The organism is Evansella sp. AB-P1 (assembly GCF_029688925.1).
Lineage (GTDB): Bacteria > Bacillota > Bacilli > Bacillales > Salisediminibacteriaceae > Evansella.
In genome coordinates this window covers 115,514-141,940 of sequence record NZ_JARUKY010000012.1, presented here as the reverse complement: position 1 = coordinate 141,940, position 26,427 = coordinate 115,514, and the positions used below count along the sequence as shown (strand labels likewise).

General features: G+C 30.9%; 17 protein-coding genes and 5 pseudogenes. 6 read left to right on the top strand and 16 right to left on the bottom strand.

Going from position 1 to position 26,427, the window contains the following annotated elements; all coding sequences use genetic code 11:
* Positions 1 to 30: 30 nt before the first annotated feature.
* From QA612_RS14170 to argS, 6 genes and pseudogenes are all read right to left on the bottom strand, one after another.
* Positions 31 to 165: pseudogene (locus QA612_RS14170) on the bottom strand (FtsW/RodA/SpoVE family cell cycle protein); the annotation flags it as partial.
* Positions 166 to 286: 121 nt separating this feature from the next.
* On the bottom strand, positions 287 to 1,291 hold the full coding sequence (locus QA612_RS14165; protein ID WP_278284472.1) for a DUF3231 family protein: 1,005 nt from the start codon (positions 1,289 to 1,291) through the stop codon (positions 287 to 289).
* A gap of 622 nt (positions 1,292 to 1,913) precedes the next feature.
* Positions 1,914 to 2,309: a hypothetical protein gene (locus tag QA612_RS14160; protein ID WP_278284471.1), complete on the bottom strand. Its 396-nt coding sequence runs from the start codon at positions 2,307 to 2,309 to the stop codon at positions 1,914 to 1,916.
* Positions 2,310 to 2,746: 437 nt separating this feature from the next.
* On the bottom strand, positions 2,747 to 3,319 hold the full coding sequence (locus tag QA612_RS14155) for a hypothetical protein (RefSeq protein WP_278284470.1): 573 nt from the start codon (positions 3,317 to 3,319) through the stop codon (positions 2,747 to 2,749).
* A gap of 109 nt (positions 3,320 to 3,428) precedes the next feature.
* Positions 3,429 to 3,644 carry a hypothetical protein gene (locus QA612_RS14150; RefSeq protein ID WP_278284469.1) on the bottom strand — a complete coding sequence of 72 codons (216 nt, stop codon included), beginning with the start codon at positions 3,642 to 3,644 and terminating at the stop codon, positions 3,429 to 3,431.
* Between the two features lie 21 nt (positions 3,645 to 3,665).
* Positions 3,666 to 5,249 (bottom strand): annotated as a pseudogene (gene argS / locus QA612_RS14145) (arginine--tRNA ligase); the annotation flags it as partial.
* Between the two features lie 168 nt (positions 5,250 to 5,417).
* Between argS and istA the strand changes: the two are divergent.
* Positions 5,418 to 6,970: pseudogene (gene istA / locus QA612_RS14140) on the top strand (IS21 family transposase).
* Positions 6,967 to 7,540 (top strand): annotated as a pseudogene (locus QA612_RS14135) (ATP-binding protein); the annotation flags it as partial. The pseudogenes istA and QA612_RS14135, both read left to right, overlap by 4 nt.
* A 723-nt stretch (positions 7,541 to 8,263) precedes the next feature.
* Here the strand turns inward: QA612_RS14135 and trpA are convergent.
* From trpA to QA612_RS14085, 10 genes are all read right to left on the bottom strand, one after another.
* On the bottom strand, positions 8,264 to 9,031 hold the full coding sequence (gene trpA, locus QA612_RS14130; RefSeq protein ID WP_278284467.1) for a tryptophan synthase subunit alpha: 768 nt from the start codon (positions 9,029 to 9,031) through the stop codon (positions 8,264 to 8,266).
* Positions 9,018 to 10,250: a tryptophan synthase subunit beta gene (gene trpB, locus QA612_RS14125; RefSeq protein WP_278284466.1), complete on the bottom strand. Its 1,233-nt coding sequence runs from the start codon at positions 10,248 to 10,250 to the stop codon at positions 9,018 to 9,020. Before trpB ends, trpA begins: the two co-directional genes overlap by 14 nt.
* Positions 10,251 to 11,094: 844 nt before the next feature.
* The gene (locus tag QA612_RS14120; RefSeq protein WP_278284465.1) at positions 11,095 to 12,192 is read right to left on the bottom strand and encodes a nucleoside-diphosphate kinase; all 1,098 of its coding nucleotides are present in this window, start codon (positions 12,190 to 12,192) and stop codon (positions 11,095 to 11,097) included.
* Between the two features lie 29 nt (positions 12,193 to 12,221).
* On the bottom strand, positions 12,222 to 12,962 hold the full coding sequence (locus tag QA612_RS14115; protein ID WP_278284464.1) for a type 1 glutamine amidotransferase: 741 nt from the start codon (positions 12,960 to 12,962) through the stop codon (positions 12,222 to 12,224).
* A 13-nt stretch (positions 12,963 to 12,975) separates the two neighbouring features.
* A complete protein-coding gene (locus tag QA612_RS14110) occupies positions 12,976 to 14,127 on the bottom strand; it encodes an aminotransferase class V-fold PLP-dependent enzyme (RefSeq protein WP_278284463.1) in 1,152 nt (383 codons plus the stop codon).
* Between the two features lie 8 nt (positions 14,128 to 14,135).
* Complete coding sequence (locus tag QA612_RS14105; RefSeq protein ID WP_278284462.1) at positions 14,136 to 15,230, bottom strand: nucleoside-diphosphate kinase; 1,095 nt, start codon at positions 15,228 to 15,230, stop codon at positions 14,136 to 14,138.
* Positions 15,231 to 15,289: 59 nt separating this feature from the next.
* Positions 15,290 to 16,582 carry a radical SAM protein gene (locus QA612_RS14100; protein WP_278284461.1) on the bottom strand — a complete coding sequence of 431 codons (1,293 nt, stop codon included), beginning with the start codon at positions 16,580 to 16,582 and terminating at the stop codon, positions 15,290 to 15,292.
* Between the two features lie 32 nt (positions 16,583 to 16,614).
* Positions 16,615 to 17,451, bottom strand: a complete 837-nt coding sequence (locus tag QA612_RS14095; RefSeq protein ID WP_278284460.1) for a hypothetical protein — start codon at positions 17,449 to 17,451, stop codon at positions 16,615 to 16,617.
* A complete protein-coding gene (locus QA612_RS14090; protein WP_278284459.1) occupies positions 17,438 to 18,778 on the bottom strand; it encodes an aminotransferase family protein in 1,341 nt (446 codons plus the stop codon). The genes QA612_RS14095 and QA612_RS14090 overlap by 14 nt, the downstream gene beginning before the upstream one ends.
* Positions 18,775 to 21,558, bottom strand: a complete 2,784-nt coding sequence (locus QA612_RS14085; protein ID WP_278284458.1) for an Ldh family oxidoreductase — start codon at positions 21,556 to 21,558, stop codon at positions 18,775 to 18,777. Before QA612_RS14085 ends, QA612_RS14090 begins: the two co-directional genes overlap by 4 nt.
* A 659-nt stretch (positions 21,559 to 22,217) precedes the next feature.
* On the opposite strand from QA612_RS14085, the gene QA612_RS14080 reads away from it, so the two are divergent.
* From QA612_RS14080 to QA612_RS14065, 4 genes and pseudogenes are all read left to right on the top strand, one after another.
* Positions 22,218 to 22,901: an ABC transporter permease gene (locus QA612_RS14080; RefSeq protein WP_278284457.1), complete on the top strand. Its 684-nt coding sequence runs from the start codon at positions 22,218 to 22,220 to the stop codon at positions 22,899 to 22,901.
* Positions 22,853 to 23,707 (top strand): annotated as a pseudogene (locus QA612_RS14075) (ABC transporter permease). The gene QA612_RS14080 and the pseudogene QA612_RS14075 overlap by 49 nt, the downstream one beginning before the upstream one ends.
* A 12-nt stretch (positions 23,708 to 23,719) precedes the next feature.
* A complete protein-coding gene (locus QA612_RS14070; RefSeq protein WP_278284456.1) occupies positions 23,720 to 24,709 on the top strand; it encodes an ABC transporter ATP-binding protein in 990 nt (329 codons plus the stop codon).
* The gene (locus QA612_RS14065) at positions 24,699 to 26,183 is read left to right on the top strand and encodes a nucleotidyltransferase family protein (RefSeq protein WP_278284455.1); all 1,485 of its coding nucleotides are present in this window, start codon (positions 24,699 to 24,701) and stop codon (positions 26,181 to 26,183) included. The genes QA612_RS14070 and QA612_RS14065 overlap by 11 nt, the downstream gene beginning before the upstream one ends.
* Positions 26,184 to 26,427: the final 244 nt, after the last annotated feature.

The window sequence follows — 26,427 nt, the reverse complement described above, 5'->3', positions numbered from 1 at the left end:
TTTGAAAAGTATGTAAAGTCTATTACTATCTTATTCATTCTTACCAAACATATAATGTTTTGTTCTTATATTTGCATTTTGAACGATCCTAATTGCGATCATATTTGTTATTATCGCACTTCCTCCATAACTTATAAACAGGAATACAAGATCAGTGATTGGCATTCAGCCTACGTGTTTAAGCATTGACATAACTTTTATTGTAATAATCATGTTGTTACCTATTAGGTGGGGGTATATTGTATTGATTTGTCTAGCTATTCTTACTGATCCTTTATACAGCTAGTCATAAACCATGAATAAGATTTTTTCTATTAGTGCTTTGAGGTGGTTGTTCCATCCAACCTCTATTAACAATAATTTTAAATCCTTCCTGACCATATTTAAGAACTTCAATAATCAGCTTACTGAAATGCGCTGTGAGATCACTACGCATGGAAAGTGACAGCGAATGCCCAAGAAGAGTAACATCCATTTGATTTAGTGAATGAAATAACATAATGATGAGCCGTTCAGAGAACGGGGAAGTGGTAGAATCAGTTACTTCCATTGAAACTGGAGCAGAACCAAGAAGATCCTCTTCTAATAGAATGTCATTAAACAATTTATTCTGCTTGTCGCATATTTCTTTGCCTTTTTTAATATATTTCTTGATTTCTCCGTCTTTCACTACTTGAAGAAAACCTAAACAAAGAATAGATCCAAAATAATTCCTTACCGTGTTATAGAAAATTTCATTTAGTTCTATTGCATTTATAGGTCGCTTTTTATTGATATATCCTGAAAGCAAGGATGCATTTTTGATGTATTCCACTTTTTTAGGATAGTTGATCATGGGTGGACGATCATATATCCCTTTTTCTAACATTAATGTAGCAGATTCATTAAACAAATCTGTTGATCCTTGTAAGCAATTCGTAAAAAATTCACGAACATCCATTCTTGCAACAGCTGCTGTTATAAAAGAGTAATTTACCATTGCCATCCGACTCATCGAATATACAAAACTTAGCGAAAATAAGTCATGAAAAAGAGGAGGTGCTGATAAATCAACATCTTTTTCAGAAAAACCATGTGGTATGGGGATATTCTCCATTCGAAAAAATTCTTCTATACGTTTAATATGAAATTGAGAAAAATCCAAAGATTTCTTTAATATTGGTAATATTTCTTCATCCTTGTTATGTTGTTTTAAATGTTTCAAAAAGCATATGGCCATACTTTCTTGCATATAAACTGTCCATAGTCCTCCTATTTCCGTACTCGATAGTCGTTTATTGCTCTCTTTCATACTTTCCCCACCTTAATTAATTCCAATATGTAAGATTTACTCGATAATAACCGAAACATTTAAGTCTTCATCGATAAAATTAATTTTAACTAAAAAACTTGTTTTTATCCTAATTTTATATATAGCAAAATAAATTTATTCTATCAAATTTTTAATCCATCTTATATTGAGTTAATTTGATAATTGCCTATACGGAATCTAGAACATGAACATTTATCAACAAATTAGATTTTAATACAAATTCCTCTTCAAACGTATCAACAAATTCTTATGTATGAAATTCAGAAAGTTTTTGTTTATAAAAATCTCAAAAGGTTGAAACTCTATTTTTACTCATATATCTGGCTTCAATAAAAGTAAACAAAATAATAAAACAAGTAAAATAATAAAGAGTAATCAACTAACTTAAATCCTGATTGTCGATCATTCATCTTTATTCACCAACACTATTCCTTTAAAAATACTAAATATAAAACAGAAAAAGGAACAAATATCCAAAATAACTTAGATGGATTCGTAGCTTAAAAAATTTTGAGATTTTCCAATTAAAAATGACTCAGTAAAGGTACTGAGCCATTTTAGGATATTTTCATTTTTGAAATTAATCATTCACTCAAAAAATTCACCCTTCTCGCCATCCTAAATATCGAACTTCTTCCCCGTTAACAATTGCAATATAAATATCACCCTTTTCACGAGGTTCATATATTTTAGTACCTAAAGGTAACTTTGATGCAGTTCCATTAACAAAATCCTTACCAGAAATAGACTGATGGTTTATTTCAAGTACTTCATCACCTAAAGTAAGATCTAATTGCTTTACCCAATCAATATCCTCTGCATAAACGTAAACAACGTCATGAAAAACGAAAATATCATCTTCATTACTAGCTAACACATCTTCTGCTGTTGGATTTCTTGTTGTGTAAACTCCACTATCTCCCGTTTCACTTTCTGTATCCGGTGTACAACTAGCTAATAATATAAAGAAACTTATAAAAATTACAAATTTCACCATATGAATATTCTCCTTTATTCATTAGACGAAAGATATAGAGTAAAGTTGCAAATATTTAATAATAAGTTTTATTAAGGTAGACCACCCATGCAAGCGAAGTTTTGCACCATGAAGGATGAAAATTAATTTTAATCCAATTGGAATGAGTGGAATCCCACGAGACACCTGCGGGAAAAGCAACAGGTGAAGATCCCGCACTTCGACGCAGTGTGCGAAGTGTGAAGCTGAGGCGTTGCCCACGGTAAAGAAGACTCTGTGAAGCATGAACAGATGTCGCACTTATGCCTGTGGTGAAAGCGAAGTGGTGTGGAACGAATGATTAAATCTGACCTTTATTTGCTAATACTATTAATTTTGATATCAGCTATTTTCAGGGTAGATGCCACCTTTTTCTTATATGATATAAGGCGAATATAAGTTGTTTAAGGATAACGTATCTATTCATATACCTTAAAATCAACTTGTGCTTCAATTTGATAATGTTTTTTTTCTTGTACACCTGTACTATCTTCAAGATAAAAATCTGCAACACCATTCACAATATAATACCCGGTTGGAAAGTCTTCTCTAGATAAAAAATCTTGCATAAACCTGATATAATCTTGAGGATCTCGATCTACAGCAAATCCACCACTTTTAGCATATTCCTCTCGATAGGGTACTCCTTGTTGTAGAGTTGTTATATTTCCAACATCGTTAACTGCAAATCCGATATTATACTCCCTTACCTTTTCCTCCAAATTGAAAATGATCTCAGAAGAAGAGTGAAGAATTTCTACTGCCCCTTCTTCACCTACATACTCAATTTCACCGTATAGTTTTACTTCTTCCCCTTCACTATACTCTTCTTTTTCACTAACAAGACGAAATATAAATTCATCCTCAATCGTTTCATCTGTCGTTTGTTCTACATCGTAACGATCTACATCAGTGTTCTCCGTGGTTTCAGTATTGCATCCTGACAAAAACAAAATACCAAGAGCAATGGCTACGTTAATAAATTTAATCACGGAAAATCCTCCTTTACTAATAAGACGAAATAAAACTTAATTAAGTTTCATAAAGTATAGAAGCTACAATTCTACTTTTACTTTCTCACCCATCTTGTTAATAACCAATTTATTTTGTGTTTTTTTTCTCCAAAAATATTGTAAAGTAAAAGACTACTACCATGGAAACAACGGTAATAGAAAATATATATCGATAATCTAGATCCAGTTGAAATACTACATCATTTAAGATAACAGTAAATAAATAAATGACGAAAACGGAAATATATGCATTCCGAAATGCTTTAAGTTTTATTCGATCTTGATCATTTTGTTTTGAATTCATCAACATTACTCCCAACCGCCACTACATTTTTTCTGGTGCCTTTAATCCCAATAATCGTAACCCTTCTTTTATCACAATTGTTACTGATTTTACTAATGATAATCTATTTTGTTGCTGACCGTCATCATTTAAAATTTTCACATGACTATAATATTTATTAAAGTCCTGACATAAATCTATTAAGTACTTTGCAATGTAAGACGGTTCAGATTGATAATAGCTTTTTTCAATAATTGTTGGAAACTCCATTAAACTTTTTACTACGTGCCAACTATATGGATCATCAAGTCCTTTTACTTCTTCCACATTCTCCTCAATATTTCTTTTTTTAAGAATAGAGCATGCTCGTGCATGTGTATATTGAACATAAGGACCTGTTGTCCCTTCAAAACGAAGCATATCTTCTAAAGAAAACTCCACGTTATTTTGTCTTTCATTTTTTAGGTCATGAAAAATGATAGCACCAATACCCACCATATTTGCAACATCCTCTTTGTTTTCTAAATGTGGGTTTTTGTTTTCAATATTTTCCTTTGCTAGTGCAATTGCGTCTATTATAACTTCTTCTAAAAGAACAATCTTTCCTTTTCTTGTAGACATTTTTTTACCTTCTTTTAAAATAAACCCGAATGGAATATGCTCCATTCCTTTTGCCCATTCATACCCCATTTTTTCTAGAACAGAAAAAACTTGCTTGAAATGTAAGCTTTGCTCGTGTCCCACAACATACAAAGCTTTTTCAAAATGATATTCTTCTTTTCTATAAATTGCTGCAGTTAAATCTCTCGTAGCATATAATGTAGCTCCATCAGATTTTGTAATCAAGCAAGGAGGGTAAGCATATTCCTCTAAAGTAACTACTTCGGCCCCTTCTGAAATAGAAAGAAGCTGATTTTCCTTTAATTTATTGACGGTTCCTTCCATCTTATCATTATAAAAGGCTTCACCTTGGTAGGAATCAAAGTGAACATCTAACAGCTCGTATATTTTAGAAAATTCTTGTAATGATTCATCTCTAAACCATTGCCATAGACTATGAGCTTCTTCATCTCCATCCTCTAGCTTTCTAAACCAAAGTCGTGCATCCTCTTCTAAGCTAGTGTTATGTTCTGCTTCTTTATGGAATTGCACATAAAGGTTTAACAATTCAGTAATAGTTTTTTGTTTTATTCGTTTCTCGTCACCCCATAGTTTGTAAGCTGCGATTAGCTTTCCAAACTGCGTTCCCCAGTCTCCAAGGTGGTTTATTTTAACTGCGTTATATCCACATTTTTCCACAAGGTTTGCAATGGCATTTCCTATTACAGTAGATCTTAAATGTCCCATGGAAAATGGTTTTGCAATATTGGGAGAAGAGAAATCGATAACGATATTTTTACCATTCCCTATCTTTTGTGTACCATAATTATCTCCAGCTTGTAAAATAGTTTTGATGGTATTTACACTTACAACTTCCTTGTTTAAAAAAACATTGACGTAAGGACCATCTGCTACAACATTTTCAAATAGAGGATTTTTTATTTTATCCGATAAAGACTTTGCTATAACTTGAGGTGATTTTCTTTTCATCTTAGCTAACGAAAAACAAGGAAATGCCAAGTCCCCTTGCCATTTGATTACAGCCAATGAAATGTACCACTAGTGACATAGTTCTTACCATCGAATGACAAAGAATGTACCAGTAAGTGACAGAGAGTTTACCACTTTACCTTCTGTATAATTAGTGAGCACACCTAAGGGTGTGTCATTATTTATGTAGGAGGTATTTTTTGTATGATTCATTACCGAAAGATATTGGATTGCACGATGAGGGGATCAGTCTCAGGGGCATTGCCGCCAGTACAGGTCACTCTCGTCAAAAAGTAACAGAGGTGATTGACCTAGCTGAAAAGAAGGGATTAGTTTTTCCGTTAGAGGAAGAATTAATGATGGATAAATGGAATGATGAGTTTCTTTTTCCTGAGAAATCTTTGGAGGCTTCTGGCCGTCAAGCATTGAATTTTGATTATATTCATGAAGAGTTGGCTAAGCCCAATGTAACACTTTCTCTTCTTCATCATGAGTATGAAGCTGAATGTAGAGTGAATCAAAAGATTCCATACTCGTATCGTAGTTTTTTGCGTCACTACAGTAAGTACGCCGACAAGTACAAAGCCACATTGCGTATTCGCAGAAAACCAGGTGAAATAATGGAAGTTGATTGGGCAGGATCTACTGCCTTCATCATTGATAGAGATAATGGGGAGAAGGTTAAAGCGTATGTTTTCGTTGCGACACTGCCGTGCAGTCAATTCTCCTATGCGGAAGCAACCCTATCGATGGATTCCCATTCATGGATTACTGCTCACAATAATGCTTATAAGTATTTTGGTGGCTCAACACAAATTATAGTACCAGATAATCTGAAAACGAGTGTGACAAAGCATACCACACGTGAATTGATTTTAAATCCAACTTATAGAGAGATGGCAGATTACTATAACACTGTTGTGATGCCTGCACGAGTTCGTACTCCGAAAGATAAGGCAAGTGTTGAAGGGTATGTTGGGGTAATTTCAACATGGATTATTGCGGCATTAAGAAATACACATTGCTTCAGTATCGATGAATTGAACGAAGAAGTTTGGAAGAAATTAGATGAATTCAATCAGCGCCCTTTTACTCGGAAAAAAGGGTCTCGTTTGTCGGCATTTGAAGAAGAGGAGAAATTCGCCTTTTCTCCCCTTCCGATAGCACCTTATAAAATGTCTCAATGGAAAAAGACGACAATAGGTCCTAACTATCATCTTTCTATCGATAGCATGTTTTATTCGGTACCATACGAATATATTAACCGAGAAGTCGAGGTCAAGATTACTGAAAACCTCATTGAAGTCTTTTTTAATCATATGCGTGTGGCATCACATAAACGATTATATGGGAAATTTGGACAATCTTCCACCACTCATGACCATATGCCTGACAATCATAAGTTGTACGTGGGTCAGACGCCAGACGCTGCCGTTGAATGGGCTGAAAGAATCGGGGAATCCACCTTGAGTGTCATACGATATCTTTTAGATACTTCACTTAATGAAAAACAGGCGTTACAGTCCATATTTTTATTGAAGAAGTCTGAACGTCGTTACACAAAATATGAAATTGAACGTGCATGTAAAATGGTAACTTCTATGACTAAAAGACCAACGGTCAAAAGTATTCAAACGATCTTAAAGAACAACAAAAAGAATGATGCCGAGCAAGAATTGAAACGTCAAACAGATATCAGCAAAAGTAACTATGGCTTCACACGTGGAGCTTCTTACTATGGGGGAACGGATAAATGATGAATGAACAAACATTAACCAAACTAAACGAAATGAAATTAAGTGGAATGGTGGAAGCCTATAAGGAGCAATCCATGAATAAAGAGTTTCAGAAGATGAGTTTTGAAGAACGTTTTAGTTTACTCATTGATTTAGAATATTCCCGTCGTAAAAGTAATAAGCTTCAACGATTGATTAAAACAGCAACTTTTTTAAATTCAAATGCTTGTATTGAGGATTTGGAATATCACGAGGATCGAAAACTAGATAAGAGTTTGATATTAAAACTGGCCAGCGGTAGCTATATCCATGACAGTCACAATATCATTTTGAAAGGTCCTACTGGTTTAGGGAAGTCCTTCTTAGCTACTGCTTTTGGGATATCTGCTTGTCGTCAATTCTACAATGTTAAATACATTCGATTACCGGAATTGTTGGATGAGCTGTCTCTCGCAAAACTAGCTGCGGATGGAAGCTATCGAAAATTGATTAAAAAATATACGAAACTAGATTTACTCATCCTTGATGAATGGTTACTGACAGATCTATCAACGGATGAAGCAGCAATCCTATTAGAAATCACAGAATCCAAATTGACCCTAGTGTTTGTATGTAAATCAAAGCTTTTGAGTGTTTATGGAAAAGAGCCCTTACCTTATACCTTATTGGGAAATGAAACAATTGCGGAGGCTATTCTAAAAACGGTATGGGCAAAAATTTTTGTGGATCAAGTGATCATTGTGGCTCAAAATCAAGTGATCGCAAAACACACACGTTCCTACGAAAAACAATCAAGGGTGCCCATGCGTTTCAGGCTTCTGATATACCTGATATATTCAGAAGGTTCCATCGAAAGATGAGAGAGCAAGAAGGAGCCATAGGCGATTGGAAGATTATTCGTCTTTTACTCCTCCACAGAGAGATTGGATTGGAAAAGTTAACATAAGCCTTAATAGAGTCTTAGAAAACACAAGTATACCGATGTGAAGTGGTTCATGAAATGATCCAAAAACTAACCAATAATACTAATAAGATTCATAGTCTTTCAACAGAGAGAACACCAACGAGTTTACTAGATTATAAAATTTAAAAGGCTAACGTAGCAAAATACGGTCTACTCACAGTTGGGGTACAGTTCAAATCAACCTTGTACCCGAAAAAGAACATTAATAAGTATTAGCTTTCAAAATACTGATCGCAGGTATATTTGTGACTTTTCAGTAAATATGGTGTTAATGACGTGTAGCTTTTAAGTGTAACAACTTTTATTCATCATAAATTTTTAGGTGATGAGTTGAAATGAAAAAAATATTCTCATTCAGTTATTGACGCTAAAAACTCCTCAACCCCCTCGAGACCACTATCATTAAGTAACTTAAGTAATTGACTTCCTATTATTGCTATATCGGATTTACCTATTAAGAAGTCTATGTCCTTTTTATTCTGGATTCCAAAGCCTAATCCTAATGGTTTTTCGGAAATTTTCTTACAATTATTCAAGAACTCTGCTGTATTAACGTCAAAATTTGTCTTGTAACCTGTAACACCTTTTCTAGCAACACAATATAAAAAACCACCCGTTGTTTCCGAAAGATATCTTAATCTATGTTTTGGAGTATAAGATGTAGCTAAAAATATGGGATCAATTTTATATTTCTTGGACAAACAGACATAATCTTCACTTTGTTCAGGAAGTGCATCTGGAATAATAAACCCTTTAACTCCAGATTCTTTTGAAAGTTTCACAAACCTTTCAATGCCTATACTATACATAACATTATAGTAAGTCATGAAAATCAAAGGGATTCCAAAATCTTCATAGACTTTTTTTGCAAAATTCACACATTCTTTTACTGTGGTACTAGACATTAGAGCTTCTTGATTTGCCTTTAAGAACAAAGGTCCATCAGCAAGAGGCTCTGAAAAAGGAATTTGTAATTCAATTAAATCAATATTGTATTTTGCGAAGAGCTTAATCATTTCATAGTTAGTTTCAAAATCAGGGTACCCTAACACTTGATGGGCCATTATTAAAATGCTTTTGTCCTTTTTTCTTTTATTTATATATTCAGTTAGACTCATACTGCAAGCTTCTCCTTTTTATAAATTCTATCCACTCTTTATCAAATAGAGCTTCAGCTATGTTAAATATATCCTTATCTCCTCTACCCGATAAATTGATTACTATAATATCATCTTTATTAGTTTTATCAATTTCTTCAAAAGCCTTTGCAAACGCATGAGTAGATTCCAATGCAGGTATAATTCCCTCCAATTTTACTAGTAAAGTAAATGCTTTTATAACATCATCATCTGTTGAAGCAGAAAATTTAACCCTATTTTCATTAAATAAATCTGCAAGTATAGGTGAAACACCAACATAATCTAAACCAGCTGCTATACTATGCGTTTTTAGCATTTGACCATCATCATTTTGTAGAAAAATTGTTTTATATCCTTGGGCAATCCCAACTTTTCCTTTTTTATATGCAATACGGGAAGCGTGCTGTTCACTATTAGGGCCTCTTCCACCCGCTTCAACCCCAATTAATTCTACTTCTTTCTCTTCTATAAAATCATTAAATATACCAATAGCATTAGATCCTCCACCAACACAGGCATAGATTTTATTGGGGAATCTTCCCTCTGACTTAAGAATTTGTTCTTTTAATTCTTTACCTATAATAGATTGGAAATGTGTTACCATTTCCGGGAAAGGTGCTGGTCCACAAGCTGTTCCTAAAACATAATGAGTTGTGTCAAAATTACTTACCCAATCTCTAAGAGCTTCATTTATCGCATCTTTCAAGGTTCCAGAACCATGTTCAACTGGTACAACTTCAGCACCTAATTGTTTCATCCAAAATACATTAGGGTATTGCCTTTCAACATCTACAGCACCCATATATATGGTAGCCTTAATTCCAAGCATTGCAGCCATAATTGAAGTTGCTACACCATGTTGACCAGCACCTGTTTCTGCTATTACTCTTTCCTTACCCATACGTTTTGTTAAGAGTCCTTGCCCAATCACGTTATTAAATTTATGAGCACCAGTATGATTTAGGTCTTCTCTTTTAATATAAATCTTTGCTTTCGAAAAATGTTCAGTTAATCGTGATGCATAAGTAAGCGGAGTTGCACGCGTTGAGTAATTACTCAATAAACGTGAATACTCATTCCAAAATTCACCATCACTCTTGATTTTATTAAATTCTACTTTTAATTCATTAATTACAGGATGTAGTATTTCTGGTATGAAAGATCCTCCAAATTGTCCAAAAAAGTCCTCATTTGTCATAAAAGTCCTCCTGATTGTAACATGTATAATAGTATTATATATTTATGATATTTAGTTTTCAAATTTTTTTGAAATTAATCTATTAATTCTTGTTGTAAAAATATTTTATAAGACTACAAATAATTCAATTAAAGAATTCGGAATAGTTAAAACAACAACATTACAGTAACCTATTACAGCTTGATAATATTTCACCTTGATTTGTTTGTTTTTTTGTAATCGAAAAAGGTGTTTTCTTCTGGATAGAAGCCTCTTCTATAAGTCCCCTGGCAATTTCATTGGTTACTAGAGAGTCTGTCATAGATCAAAATAAGCTCACTATAAAAAAGATGCTGAATGAATAATTCGAATAAAAAATGGGATATGAACCAATAAATGGAAACTCAGAAGAACGTGTTTCTACACTCGAAAAATTAAATGCCGAGTTGACGGCAATAATATCATGGTATAAAGAACAATTCGGTATACCAGAAAAGACACCTATAGATCTTAAATGAAATTATCTCTCTTTAATCAGGCAGAGTCTCTCAAAATAAACAAGTTGAAGAAACAAGCTTAGAAGAAGTATCAGCACTGTCTAGAATTTTTCATTAAAACTGTCAGTGAGAGGGGAAACGTCCCTAACACGATTTTAGAAAAAATTTATCTTTTTATCGCTAAAAATCTTAAATTAAAGACATTGAAAGAAACAAACATTTTCCAAAGTTTTCAGTAATTTCTCCGAGGTATTTAAAGAGAAAACTTTTAAAACAAATCAAAAAACGTTTCTTAACCACGTGGTTTTTGGAAATGTACGTGTATCATATAATTTAGTGAAGAGACATTTTTTAAGGGTCATTGTACATTACATTATCCAATCCTTTTGATCTATTAATTGAAATAAAGTACTTACTAAAACTAATTCCTCCCATTCGGTTATATATACGTCACATTGTTTAAGTTGATAGAACACCGTTTGCCAATTTTTATAAGAAATATCTTGTAAGTTTATTAAGTCATATAAAATTTCCCATAGTAATTTGTACTTGAATACCTCCATAAATTTATATTTTTCGGTGAAAATATTTTCATTAAATTCTAAGTATAAATTCTTTATTTTATTTAAAGTATTTTCTAACTCTTTAAGACTTAGGTGTCTTGTTCCTTGTATATTTTGTTGACGGTTAAGACCTTCATTAACAACTTTTTGTATTTCTAAGATAGTCTCTTCGCTTTTGTTAGTATTTAATAATACTATTGAAATTAATCTATGTAAAAATTGTAAATATAATGTTGCAAACAAATTATAATAATAGCGATTTTTTGTTAAATATCCAGAAAAATAATAATTTTTTATATCGTGTATACTTAACCCTACATTTTTTTGTGTTTGGATTTCAGGTATTATATTTAAAGCTCTAGTTACTTTGTCCATACTAAAAAATGGGCTTAAATCTCTTATAAGATGAACAACATCATCAGGAGTGTGTATTAAATTTAACAATCCGTTAACTGAAGGTAACCTAGAACGCAATGTGTATTGTTCAGCAATACTAGGTAATCTATATCCTTTTATTTCTTTTAATTTTTCTAAGGTAGTAATTTCAAGTTCTTTTTTGGGACAAACTAATAAAGCACCTATGGGTCCTTTGGTGTACCTTTGTTCTATCAACCACCATCTAAAAAATTTAGGGATGCTCTCTGGTATAAATTCAGCTAAATGTTCTTCATTAAACCTATCTATAATAGCAGCATCTATGACTACTATCTCATAATCTTTTAAATAAGTTAATATGTCATCTATTATACCTAACTTAAAACTTTCTGGAGCTATTAAGACTAAACCTAATTGATTTAAATTATTTAACTGATTATTTGATAAATTTTTAATAAATTCATTATAATAATCTTTATAAAAAAGTAACTTATTCATCCTATTTAACAATTCTAGCTTAGAATTCATATAACACCTCGTATATTTTATTGTTAATTTTATGAGCATATATTGAGAAAATTTCTAAATAGTTTAATGTGATTATCGTTATAGGTAAATTGAGTTTTAACAAATTCGAAAATCTCTGAATAATCTTTTATATAACCTTCCTCAATTAATCTATTAACATTTTCCTTATCGCATAACCATTGTCTAAGTGTTTCTACTTTAATATCAGGATGAAATTGAACACAATATAAGTTGTCAATTCGAAAGGCTTGACATGGACTTCTTTTATTTTTTACTAATATTTCCGCTTTTTTCGGTGGAATAATAATATCATGTGTATGTGCAGACTGAATCTCAAAAAAATCAGAAAAGCCTTCAAAAAATTTGGATCTTTTTCCTTCCTTAGTTAATTGTAGACATATAGTTCCAATTTCTCTAATCTCATTTTTTTTTACAGTAGCTCCAAATAAATCACCTATTAACTGATGTGCCATGCAGATCCCTAACAATGGTACTTTTCTGTATTTATAAACACTTAGTACAAAATTCCGAAGAGATTTAACCCAATAAACATTTTCATTATATGAAGTAAAAGAACCAAACACTACTATTCCTGAGTAATTTTTAATACTTATATTTGGAAATTCTTTATCTGTTACAGGATATATTACATCAATGTTTACTCTATACTTTTTATTGGAAGCTTGATAAATAATATCCTGAAAATCCGTTAATATATCTATATGATCATTTTTTAAAATATCTACAACTAAAAGATTAATAGGCCTCATAAAGTTCACCCACTTATCTTATTTTTACTTTTTTTAAGCCGTCCACTATTATATCTTTTAGGTTACTATAATCTTCTATACCGACAGATAATCGCATCATACCAGGAGTCACTGTTAGTGTTTCTACGTTAAAAAAGCTTTTTATATGAACTAGAGTTGTATTTACCGAACCTAGAGATAGAGAATAATGCAATTCATTACTAACAGCTATTACAAAGTCTTCACATGCCTTAAATTGAGATTCTGGAGTACTTCCTTTAAATTCAAACATTATTACTGCACCATAAGGTTCATTCTCAGCATTCCATTCCAACCCTGGGTACCTTACATTATTTATCTTTTCACTTTTCATAAATATATCTTTCACCAATAAATGAGCATTTTGGCATTGCTTCATAAACCTTAAAGGAAATGTTTTTGATTTTTCATTTAAACTAAAAGCATTCTCTGGACTAATAACCTGACCCGTATTTTTTCGATACTGTCTAACTTCAGTTTCAATATTTTTATCATTTCCACTTATAATACCTGCCATTAAACTATTATGCCCAGATATATACTTTGTAGCACTATATACAACCATATCAACCCCAAAATCAAGGGGATTTAATAACATAGATGTTGCAATTGTATTGTCAACTACAACCTTGACTCCGTATTTATTACAAATATTCGTTAGTTGTGGGATATCTGCCGTAATAAGATATGGGTTTGATATACTTTCTAAAAATAACACCTTAGGACGTTGTACGTTTATCACTTCTTCAACCTTTATTAGATCAAAATCCCCACTTAATTCAGGATCGATCCAGACAATACGTATTCCCCTTCTTGTTAGAACTCTGTTAACATATGATCTAGTCCCACTATAAATTTGGTTCAAAAAGGCCCACGGTTTATTATCTGATGAAGTTTGATACACAGATAATGCTATATCTATTGCTGACATACCAGAAGGTGTAAGAACTGACCAAACTGTACCAAACATAATACTTAGTTGTTTTTCAACTTCATATATTGTTTGGTTTTCATGTCTTGAATACACTCCCTTAACAAATGTATCATTATTTTTAGTAACAATATTATTTGCCTCAGTAATGCTAGTAAATCTATAACCGACTTCTTTGAATATAGGTATTTCTTTAATATATTTTTTTCTAGTCATTTTTTTCTTCAATCCTTATTTTTTGAAGGAAGATCAGTATCAGCTTTAAATAATGTTGTGAGAATCACTAATCTTTCCCACTCTGAAATTTTCAATCCACTAAGCTCCAAAATTTTAATGAAATCTATCCAGTTATAATATGAAGCCGTTTGGTAGTTTAAAAAGAATAAAAATGCTGTATACAAACTTTCTAACTCTGAATTTATCTGCAGTTCATTATTATTTTTACATTTTATTAATTGCTTTTGATCCTCTATTATATCTAAAAAAGTCTCAAGTAACTGATTCCTTTTTAATTTAATTACACTTTGATCGTAGCCTTTGTTTGCAAGTCTTAGTAGAGTTTTTATTATTTCATTATCTGTACTACTACTCAAAATTCTTAGTATACGTTGTTGGATATTGAAGTAAATTTGAAAAAAGCTTCCACTGTCTTGTATAGCACTTTGGTAACCTCTTAAATAATTTGTCTCTATTTCCTCACTAGTAATATAACATCGCTTACCTAATTTAATTTCCTCACTTTTTTCAATTGCCTTGATAATATTAATATGATCAAAAAATATTTTTCCTTCCCTTAATACAAAAGCACTATTATGTGATGTGTGTACTAGATTTAAAATACCATTTATAGATGGAAGAGTGGCTCTTAAAGAATTAGATTCTGCAAAATAAGGAATTCTATACCCCTTTACTTTAGCAAGTTTTTCAGGAATAGTACTTTTTATATTGTACTTACTGCCTACTAACAAAGCACAAACAGGACCAAATCTGAATCGTTTCTCAATTAACCACCATCGAAAATCACTACTAATATACTTAGGTGTATATGGTTTAATAGGTGGTAAATATAAACGTGATAAATCCTCATCTGATAATTTGTTAATTATGTTAATGTCAAGGACTACTAAATCATTAAATTCAAGAAATTTAATAACCCTATTTGTAATGCCTAATGCAAAACTTTCAGGAGCAATTAAAACAAGTCCTATTTGATCTATTTTTGTAAGTATGTTTTGATTACAAGATTGTATAAAATCATTACACTCCTCTAAGTTATCAGTGAACTCTAAAAATTGTTGTATAAGAACTTCTTTTTTCATATAAGTACCTTCCTTTTTCGACTGAAAGATAGGAAAGAGTCGAGTCGACTCTTTTACTATTAATCTAACTCTATCCCGTATTCCTTAAAACTTTCGATATATTTTTCATGTAAATGATAGGTATGGTTAAATTGCTCCATTCTATCTAAAAGACCAAATATGTCTTCATCTCTTGCAGAAAGTTTATCCATATTTTCTTTTATAAATGAGATTATTCTTTCCTTTTTTTCTTCTTCCATATTTTCTATAGCAGACTTCAAATACCCTCCTGGTCCAACTTTAACTTCGGTTGAGGTAAAGTATCCACTTGTTGCTACAGCTTCTATTTGAGTTGGTAAAGATACACGACAATTTGGAAAGACCCATACTTTAGATTTAGGACAAGCCAAAAAGTAAAGTGCAGATATATAGGAAAAATAAGGTTCAATAGATTCATGATCTATTGGACGGTTATCTGTATCCTTAGTAGTTATTGTATTCCATGTAGGCATGCCTATTATCACTGGATTACTTTCATCTATTGAGTAATTATTAATAAAGTGTTTCGCATGACATATGGTTGCTAAAATTTCAAAGGCTAAATTTTCATTAAAACCGATCATTGTACCAAGTGCAACTTGTAAACCAGCTTTATAGGCTCTATCTTGAGATTGAAGTCGAAATGTGAACCCATCTCCTTGTTTAACAATTTTGAAACTGTCTGTTATTCCAAACGCTTTTGGACCTGCTACTATACTTTTATTATAAAGTTCTTTGCTATATGTTTCTTGCCACGTTATCACTCCATCTGCACCAATTTTTTTTAAATGTTGATATTGTTTGTCAGTTAGTGCCATTGTACAAATAATTATTCTTCCTTTAATTCCTGGGGGAAACATTTTCCTGACTTCTTTTATTAATATTGGTAACTTATCCCGAACAAACTCAATGTCGTCTCCTCCAACAAGTTCTATAGTATAAATACCTTTATTAATCAAATACTTTATTTGTTCTAATATTAATTCTTTTGGCATGCGGAGCCTGTTCATACTTTTATTAGAAGCTCTCCACCCACAAAACACACAGTCTGACATACAAAAGTTGGATACTTCAACAGGTGCCATTGTATGAACTTTCTTTCCAAACACTTCTTCTCTTAGTTTTTGTGAAACTTTGAGAACTTTACTCTTAATTTTGTTAAATTCGGATGATCCAATTGCATTTATTAAACTGTTGATTTCACTTAAGTTTAGTTCCCTAGTTTTAGCTTCATTGATTATTTGTTCAACATCACTGATAGCCGGTATTTGACTGTTTGATACAATTTCATTTATTAAATTAACTGGTACTTCAAAATTTTTTGATTGTGACATTTTATATCCTCCAACGTTTCAATTTCATTTTCTTATTCCCGTCGTAATCCAAATACATAATAAAAGCTTTTTTGTTTTTTATGAATTAATAAACTTTCCTTAAATAATTTAATATGTGTATTAATATCGATAAAAGATTCTATAGCATAAGTACCTTTAACATCTTCGAATTCATATTTATGTGAGTCGAGCCACAAATTAAAACTATTATAGTCAAAGTGTAAATCCCCCAACATAATTAGGCCATTACTCGCAGTTATCTCTGCCATTTTTTCGCTAGCAAGTTTCTTATCATAAATATTTAAATGGTGATGAACATATGGAGCAACAGTTATATCAAATAGCCCTAGTTTATTCGTAATATCAGTTATAGAACCAGGTATTATAGTTGCATTTTTTAGAATGCGTTTATACTCTTGGGAAGAAAAACTTTCTGAAAATCCACAATCTCTTTCAGCCCTTTCAGACAGTTCAAAATCGCCGGCTATAGTTCTTTTTAAAGGCTCTAAAAGTAGATCATAAATATATATTTTTGTTTTATTCAATAATCCAACTTTCTTTAATTTATTTAAGAAAAAATATGTTGAGATAGAGCCAAGAGAAGCTCCTAAAAAGATAATCTTAATTTGATCTTTATTCATAAAATAAGAAGATTCACTGTATAAGCTTTCTTCAAAGCAATCCGCTAGTTCCCTTTGTACCTCTATTCTTTTTTTCCAGTCTGGGTGACTAGTATCAAAAGAACTTTTCCATCCCTCAAAACGTGATATTGAAGATTCGATATATGCTCTTGAGTCTATGAATGGTAATAAGTCAAATTCTTCTTTTTTTAAATAATAGTTTTTAATTCCAGTATTATCCATACTCATAATATCTTCTCCTTTGATGTTGTTTCATTACTTTGTTTAGTATATAAAAGCTTTCCTCAATCTCTTCTTTATTTATAATTAATGGTGGAAAGAAACCTATTCTATTTCCTTTAAAATGCACTATTAAACCTTCTTCTAAAAGGTCTAAATAAATCTTGTATACATATTTTACATGTAATGGATCCTTTTTTTGTTTGTCTGAAATAAATTCAATCATAAACATTAACCCTATACCCCTTACATCTCCTACAAAATCATATTCTTTAAGCTTCTGACAAATTTTTAATAAATAATCTCCAACAAACAGAGAATTTTCTACTAATTGATCACGTATAAGTATGTTTATTGTTGCTATACCAGCAGCACAAGAAGAAGGATTTCCTGACTGGGAAGTACCGTGAGTTAGAACCTCATCTTTTTCAAAATACCTTTGGTGAATTTCTCCACTTACTAGTAATGCCCCTAAAGGTAAATAACCACTATTAATACCTTTTGATAACACCATCATATCAGGTGTAATTTCCCAGTGATTAGATCCAAACAATTTTCCAGTTCGCCCAAAACCAGTTGCTGATTCATCCATGATCAGTAAGATATTGTATCGATCACAAATTTCAACAATCTTTTCAAAGTAATTTTTTGGAGGTATTATTAAGCCACCAGCCCCTAATATAGGCTCAATTAACAATGCAGCTATGGTTTCAGGATCTTCTTTTAAAATTGTAGTTTCTATATGTGAAGCACAATAGATATCGCAGCTTGGATATTCTAAATTAAACGGACACCTATAACAATACGGGGAATCTACATAAAGAAAACCTGGTACTATTGGTTTGTATATTTCGTGTTCTTTACCTCTGTATACTCCACTGGCAGAAAACGATCCGTATGTGGTGCCGTGAAAGGAATCTTTTAAGGCTATTATTTTATTTTTATTATCATATCCTTCAAGTTTAAAATATTGTCTAGCTATTTTAATAGATGCTTCAATCGCTTCCGATCCGGAATTTGTTAAGAGCACCTTTTCTAATCTCGGAGGAGCTATATTAACAAGCTTGTCTGCTAATTTTTTAGCTACGTTATTTGTCATGCCAAACATTGAACAATATGCTAATTCTTTCATTTGTTTATAAACTGCATCTACAATTTCAGTGTTTCCTAGACCACAGATTAAGGAAAGTCCGCTAAACCCATTTATATAACTCTTGCCATTCACATCTTTAATATATATTCCTTCTCCTTCTATAATTTCAATACCATTATTTAATAAATCTTTTATATTTATAAAAGGATGCCATAGTGTGTATTCTTCATTATTTAATTTCATTTAACCACTCCAAAATACTTAGGGTAGTAACTAACTTTTTTTGCAATAATATACCCGTATCCAATTAATGGAGAGGTTAGCTCTGTTTTAAGGACTTTAAAGCTATTCTCATTTAATAGTGATATCCAATCATTCATAGAAAGCATATATTCACCATCACTATAAATTATCTTTCTTAATATTTGGACATCTTTTATAGCATGTTTATAGCACCTATTATCAAAACAGTTGCATATCTTTTTTAGATAAACATTACATATATTTTCAATATTCTCCTTTGAACTTATATTTAATGTGTCTAAAAAAGTTTCCCCAATAACCAAAACTCCATTATCTGTCAATACATTTCTACACTTTTCAATAGCTTCTGACTTTTTATCATGAGGGATATGATGCAGACTCATTATAGAGAAAATCTTGTCATATTCCCTATATAAATTCGATTTTAGGAAATCATCCTCTATAGTCTTTATTTCGAAGTTATAATCATTCTTTCTATCATTAATTTTTTGTAACATTTTATGGGATAAATCTAGACAATCTACATTTTTTGCTTGTGTTATTAAATCTAGTAATTTTCCATCCCCAGAGCCAATATCTAAAATAGTATCCTCACTACTCATTTTAATAGGTTCAAAAATTTGTTTTAAAAGTTTTTTATGGTCAGGTAAATTAGGAAGTTCATATGCTTCATCCGACCAAGTATTAAAAAAGGTTTCCTCGTCTTCTATTTCTTTAAATGCATAATCCATTAAATCTTTGTTACTTATGTTTAATCCTGAATAATCTAAAAATTTATCAATTGTATCTTGTATTAACCTTTTTTTATAAGAGTCTTCTACACCCTTCGTAGTAAAAGGTGGTATAAGATCAAAAATATCACTCATTTTACTACAATTTTTATTAACTTCCGAAAACTTTTCCTCATTTAAATTTTTATAAACTTTTTTTAATACTTTATGTTCGTTACGTAACGCAAAGTTTGGAATAATTACTGTATTAAAGTTATATTCTTTTAATTCCTCCATTAAATTAGGTGTTTCAATATAAGCAGTTGGAATAGAGACTAACGAAATATTGTTTGGAAAAATTTTGTAAAACTCTGTAGAGAAGTTTTTAAGAGTGTCTATTTCATTTTTTTTGTGATGAAAGGCAACCATATCAAATGGTGTATCTAATTCTTTTAAAGTTTTCAAGTAATCAATCGTTTCATTTAGGGGTTCACCACAAATATTATTTTCTAACCTAAGACATATTAAGACGTTTTTACTTGATTCTGATATAACTTTGATTTTCTTAGATAATGTGTTTGGTTCCTCTATATTTTCCTTAGTTATTTCTTTAAATGAATTTTCTTTTTTTCCAGTTTTAATATTTTGTATACACGCTAATGCAATCTTAGAGGATAATGAGCTAAAGTAACGTCTCATATCATTGAGTTCTTTGGTGAATCCAGTATCACAATCTACAAATAGATTCATTGTGGGTACTGTTTTATTTATCCTATCTATAAAATAATAAAAATCGCTAAAATCAATTGACTCATCATCAGTTTCACCTAGGAGTGCAGAAAGTTCAAAACTACTAAACCAAGCATTATTTATATTATTCTCTCTTAATAGAAGAGCCCTAAAAGGAGTACAAGCACCGTAAGCAACAATTTGTTCATTTCGTTTTAACATACTGAGTACTTTCCCACCCGGCGTATCAATATCAATTTCTTTTCCACCTGGAGATTTTAAAGTGTTTTTATTAGATACTTTCAAATGGCTTTTGAAACTTAAATTGTTACTAGGTAGTTTTTCTATTCTTTCACGATATTCATTTAAAATATATTCTTCTGTTATTTTATTAAATGAAGCTCTTTTCCGTTCAAAAGGCAGTATAGGAAATGTTCCATCATGATAGACGGCTGATTCCTTAATCATATTCTTAAAACTTACCAAATTAGATTTGTATGTATCTTTATCTTTTATTCTTAGTGCGATAATTGTTGTTGAAAAATCAATTTTATTAAAGTTTTGTAATAAATTAAATATCTCTGCAGGCAAGAGGTTACCAAACCCCTTATAATTTTGTTTAGCACCAAAAGGTAATATAAACCCATTAAAATTGCCTTTTGAATCAAAAAGATCCTTTGTTGACTTAGGAGTTTTATAATTGTGTGTTAACAAAGATAAAGGATCAAAAGTCTTTTTTTCATTCATTTTTAGTTGCAATATTTCACCATTAGTGGTTGAAGCCATAGTTGTATCAAAAATCACATGCTCTCCCTGAGGACCAGGAAAACCCCAAGCATATGCATTAGTTCCAACAACTGGAGAGATGTAATTAACTTTTTTTTCTGGGTTAATAGGAGCTGTCACCCTATTTGGGGATTTTGAAGTTATATAGCATATAATATTATCATCATTAAATATGCTAGCATATTCTGCTAAGCAATTAGTAGGATACATATTGTTTATATTGCAAAATACCATATCATTTATTTCCAATTCTTTCTTAATGTCATTTATGATTGTCTTAATGGCATAATATCCTACGGAGCAATTTCCATCATAAAGCATGTAACCTTTATTTTTATAATTTAAAATTGGTTCTTTATTTGGTTCAACAAGGTTATTCTTAATTAGATGTTCTACGAAACCACTAAAAATCCTATTGAACCCGTGACTTTTTACACCATGTCTTTCAGCAAACATTAATGAAGAGAATATTGCTTCAGATTCTTTTAAATTATAACCTAGAGTTAATAAATATCCTTCGAGCTTTTCTTTCATTTTTACACCTCTTTTATCTTTTATCTCATATCAATAATAAGATCACTGCCAATTTTAAATCACAGTTTGGAATTAGTAATTACTAGAAATATGTTAAATAGGTAGGCTGGAATTGCGAATGATTGATTAAGTCATAGATGCTAGCAATCTCTTATAAATTAATATATATCTTATGGATAATATTTGTATTACTCTTCACAATTTATCTTTTGAAAATTAACTATGAAAATTCACTCCCTTTATAAAATTTTGAATTAACTAAATAATAGAAATTCTTTTTTATAGTAGTTCACTTAATTTCCAATGTCAACCATAATTTAATATAAATTACTAAAATGGAAATACACTAAATTTTTGTTGTCTTTTCCCAATGCATTAATTGACAGTTTTGGTTAAATACACTATATTAGTTTTGTTGTTTCAAATTAATCTATTTATTCTTTGCTTGAATAATCTTTCAATCTATTTTTGAAAATTTTTATCTAGCGGACATTTTGGAAAGCGTTCTCATTTAAATCACCTTACTCTTTGTTTAAGGAAGGAATGAAACAGATATAGTGTATTTTGAACTTATTAAAAAATCATTTATGGAAAAATTCACATACCGTGTCAATTCTTACATTTTTATTTTGGGAACTTTACTGAGTTTATTTATATTAATGAGTGTGTGGTCAACGCTATATCGTGGACGTGAAGAAGTAAATGGAGTCCAATTTGACGATATGGTAGCCTATGTAATCGTGAATGCAATTATTGGGGGATTAATTTATTCGGAGATTCATACTAATATCGGAAAGAGAATAGTGGATGGATCTATATCTCTTGACTTTATAAAACCAGTAAACTTTAAGGCCTATATGTTTTCCATTCAATTAGGTGAAAATTTATTTCGTATAATTTTCAATATTGTTCCTGCTTGTTTATTTGTTATTTTTATTTGGGGGTTTACATTGCCGGAAACACCACATCAAATGATATTATTTTTATTTGCTTTAATAAACGGGGTTATTCTATTTTTCTACTTTAATTTTATTTTGGGTTTATTAGTTTTTTGGTTTCATTCTCCATTTTTTGTTGACTGGGTTACCAAAGCATTTTTTCAATTATTTGCAGGAACTGTCGTTCCTCTTTGGTTTTACCCTGAATTTCTATATAAAATCAGCTTATTTTTACCTTTTCGATTAATTACCTATGAACCAATTACAATTTATGTAGGGCAAACTTCACTTGCAGAATCATGGTGGATTATCTTTCAACAGTTTATATGGATTATTGTATTTTATCTTTTAAATAAATGGTTTTGGAACAAATCACAAACAATTGTAAATATACATGGGGGATGATTATGGAATATGTTGGATTATATTGTCAATTTATTCAAATTAAGTTAAAGTCCATGGTGGAATACAGGGGTGCTTTTTTAATGAATTTTTTTGCAAAAAGCATTGTATTCTCTACAGAGTTTATATTAATTTGGATAATGATCTATCAATTTCAGAATATTGCAGGTTGGGGACAATATGAAGTTATGTTGTTACATGCTTTAAATATAGGATCTTATTCATTAGCTGGATTTTTCCTGTTTCACCCTTTTACAAAGCTTGGTCAACATATTCAGTCTGGGGACTTTGATGAGGTTTTAACGCGACCTTTAAACCCATTTTTTTATCTGATTTCAAGGGAATTTAGCACTGGATATTTTGCTAATGTAGTTGTAGCATTTTCGATTTTTGTTTTCTGTATACATATATTAGAAATACGTTTACAAGGACTAGATATATTATTTCTTTTAATAACGATTTTAGGCGCAACTTTGATTCAAGGTGCCGCATTTATTATAAGTGGAACAGTCGCATTTTGGATAGTACAAAATAAATTTTTAATGGAATTTTTTATGTTTCAAACTCGAGGTTTCATCAAGTATCCAATTTCAGCCTATAACAAGGTAATTCAAATTATATTAACATTTATTATTCCTTATGCTTTTATAAACTTTTAGCCTTCTCAATACTTTATAGAGAAAGATGATTTTTTAATGTTCAATTCATTTTTTCAATTTTTAACACCTATAGTTGGGATTTTATTGTTTATCATAGCATACCTATTTTGGAGATTAGGACTTAAACACTATAAAAGTACTGGATCATAGGGAGGACATAAAATGGCTTTAATAGAGGTTAACAACGTCTCAAAAGATTTTCTTGTATATAAACGAAAAAGGGGATTTTTAAATTCATTAAAATCCTTAATTATACGTGATTTTGAAATAAAAAATGCTGCGAAAGATATTAATTTTAGCATTGATCGTGGAGAATTGGTGGGGTATATTGGGGCCAATGGAGCTGGGAAATCGACAACAATTAAAATGTTAAGTGGTATCCTTACACCTACAGAGGGAAACATTACGGTTGATGGACGTATACCTTATCAAGACCGAAAGGAAAATGCTTTACGGATGGGTGTAGTTTTTGGTCAGCGATCTCATTTATTTTGGGATCTACCAATGGTTGATACCTTCGATCTTTATAAGAAAATGTATAAAATTGATGATATAACATTCAAACATAATTTGGAATTTTTTATTGAACTGTTGGAGATGAAAGAATTTTTAAACAGGCCTGTCCGACAACTTAGTTTGGGACAAAAAATGAGGGCAAATTTAGCCATTGCTTTTCTTCATGATCCTGAAATTGTTTACCTTGACGAACCAACCATAGGGCTTGATGTACTTGTAAAAAGTAAAATTCGACGTTTTATTAAAGAAGTAAATAGAGAAAAAAAGACAACCCTAATTTTAACAACTCACGATATGGATGATATTGAAGAAATCTGTAATCGTTTAATTATGATTGATGAAGGTAAAATATTATACGACGGATCATTAACTAATTTTAAAACCCAATTTGGGAATGAATATGTGTTGACAATAGATTTTGCAGAAGAAAATATTAAAATTACTGATTCACGTTTTCAATTAGTAAAGGATCAAGGGAAACGTAAGTCTTTTTCAATTAAAAGAAGTGTGATAAATCCATCCGAGGCTATTACCTTAATTGTTCGCCAACATGATATCACAGATATCAAAATAAATGAAGTTAAAGTAGAGGATATTGTTAAAAATTTGTATATGGAGGGTTTTTATGGAAAATAAAGCAGGACATGAATTAGATATTCTAAAATGGGCAGCAGGTGGTATGCAGGATATTTCAAAAATACATAAAATAAATGAACAAAAATTATTAGATTTAATATTTCATCATAGGTTAGCTGGACGCTTATTGGAAAAATTACAACAAATATATGTGCAATGGACTAGCGAAAACTTGTTGATTCAATTAAATATTCAATGTCAAGAAGCAAGTAAAAACTTAAAGAATAGAATTTCTTTAATGAACGAAATTAATGAATCCATCCCAACAAGAAAAAAACCAATTATTCTTAAAGGATTTACAGATTACTTCTTAACTAGAGAGAGTTCTTTTATTAGAAGGAGTAAAGATATAGATATTGTGTATGATGACTTGGAACTTTTAAAAGAAACCTTAATAAAAATAGGGTTTAAAAGGATAGAAAATTCAGCTTCGCACGAAGAAGGAAATTATTATAGAGGAGATATGTGGATTGATGTCCACAAAGTATTTCCGATTAGGAAATACCCAAAAGAATTGGAAAATATAACCCCTTATAACCCTGGTGATAAAGGTTATATTGATAGTTTTCAGCAGGGTATTATGAATTTTGAAGAGAAGCATCTAATATATAATGAGCTAAATAATTATGTTACAGAACAAGATGGATTTAACATTTTAAATATTCATGCAGCTGTTTTAATCAGTTGTTTACACCTTTTTAGAAATTTCACAAAGTTTTCGGGGAAAGAATTATGTATAAATCTTTCAGAGATTGCAAGTGTACAAGAATTAGTAGATCAACCTCAATTTATTCCTAGTCAATTTGAAGGAATTGTAAAAAAATACAGATGTGAGGATTCTGTTAAATTTGTCTGCCATTTATTAAATGAGTATTTATTGTATGTACCCGATAAATTAGAATCGTTCATGGATACAAAAAAAAATATTATGATTAACAAATCAATGATCGGTATATGGGGTTTTTTCGAAAAAGAAGATGACCTTATTACTTTTCACAATAAAGAATTAGAAATGCATAGGTTGTTTAAAAAAATAGAAATAAACAAACTTAAAATAAACAAGAAATGTAATGATTTTACGAGCTATAATTACTCTAAAAATTTAAAAGCAATAATTCAAGTTTCGGATAATTACACTCCAATTCAACAAGAAACTTTTAATGTGTATGGAGAATATGATGATGAATACTTATATATTGGACTAAAAATTAAGAAGGATAAATATAAATTTAATACATTAGAATTCCGAAGCTACTTTAGGCACCCAAACAATACTTCTATTGTAACAAACGTTAACACTCTATGGAACACAAAGTCAGAGTATTGCGAAATTCTCCACAGACACGATATTAAGGATATCTTAACTATAAATTCAATAGATAATATAGCAATTGTTGTTGAAATAAACAGTGAAAATCAAAATTCAAAAAAGATGAATAAAATAGTTCCTCTTATGCTTCACTATATAAATTAGTGATACTGTGTCAAGAAAATGGACACATAAAATTGAGATTTTTCTCGCAACCCCTACCGCGCTTCGCTTGCTTCCTTCTATGTGAAGTTAAGGGAACCTCCCTTAACTTCACATAGAAGCTGATGGTTTGTATAGCCCTCTTCTATTAATGAAGCATTAATCTGTAGGGCTTTTTTATTCATTGGTAAATACATTGGCGTAGCGTGGTAAAATCCTTGTCATTCGGTGGTAAAAAACATGGCGT

Bases quoted from the DNA above. Each gene is read 5' to 3' on its own strand.
- QA612_RS14105 (WP_278284462.1), bottom strand. From the start codon at position 15,230: ATGAAAAAAGAAGTTCTTATACAACAATTTTTAGAGTTCACTGATAAC.
- QA612_RS14160 (WP_278284471.1), bottom strand. From the start codon at position 2,309: ATGGTGAAATTTGTAATTTTTATAAGTTTCTTTATATTATTAGCTAGT.
- QA612_RS14150 (WP_278284469.1), bottom strand. From the start codon at position 3,644: ATGAATTCAAAACAAAATGATCAAGATCGAATAAAACTTAAAGCATTT.
- QA612_RS14070 (WP_278284456.1), top strand. From the start codon at position 23,720: ATGGCTTTAATAGAGGTTAACAACGTCTCAAAAGATTTTCTTGTATAT.
- QA612_RS14100 (WP_278284461.1), bottom strand. From the start codon at position 16,582: ATGTCACAATCAAAAAATTTTGAAGTACCAGTTAATTTAATAAATGAA.
- QA612_RS14110 (WP_278284463.1), bottom strand. From the start codon at position 14,127: ATGACTAGAAAAAAATATATTAAAGAAATACCTATATTCAAAGAAGTC.
- QA612_RS14065 (WP_278284455.1), top strand. From the start codon at position 24,699: ATGGAAAATAAAGCAGGACATGAATTAGATATTCTAAAATGGGCAGCA.
- QA612_RS14085 (WP_278284458.1), bottom strand. From the start codon at position 21,558: ATGAAAGAAAAGCTCGAAGGATATTTATTAACTCTAGGTTATAATTTA.
- QA612_RS14120 (WP_278284465.1), bottom strand. From the start codon at position 12,192: ATGAATTCTAAGCTAGAATTGTTAAATAGGATGAATAAGTTACTTTTT.
- QA612_RS14095 (WP_278284460.1), bottom strand. From the start codon at position 17,451: ATGAGTATGGATAATACTGGAATTAAAAACTATTATTTAAAAAAAGAA.
- QA612_RS14115 (WP_278284464.1), bottom strand. From the start codon at position 12,962: ATGAGGCCTATTAATCTTTTAGTTGTAGATATTTTAAAAAATGATCAT.
- trpA (WP_278284467.1), bottom strand. From the start codon at position 9,031: ATGAGTCTAACTGAATATATAAATAAAAGAAAAAAGGACAAAAGCATT.
- QA612_RS14165 (WP_278284472.1), bottom strand. From the start codon at position 1,291: ATGAAAGAGAGCAATAAACGACTATCGAGTACGGAAATAGGAGGACTA.
- trpB (WP_278284466.1), bottom strand. From the start codon at position 10,250: ATGACAAATGAGGACTTTTTTGGACAATTTGGAGGATCTTTCATACCA.
- QA612_RS14080 (WP_278284457.1), top strand. From the start codon at position 22,218: ATGAGTGTGTGGTCAACGCTATATCGTGGACGTGAAGAAGTAAATGGA.
- QA612_RS14090 (WP_278284459.1), bottom strand. From the start codon at position 18,778: ATGAAATTAAATAATGAAGAATACACACTATGGCATCCTTTTATAAAT.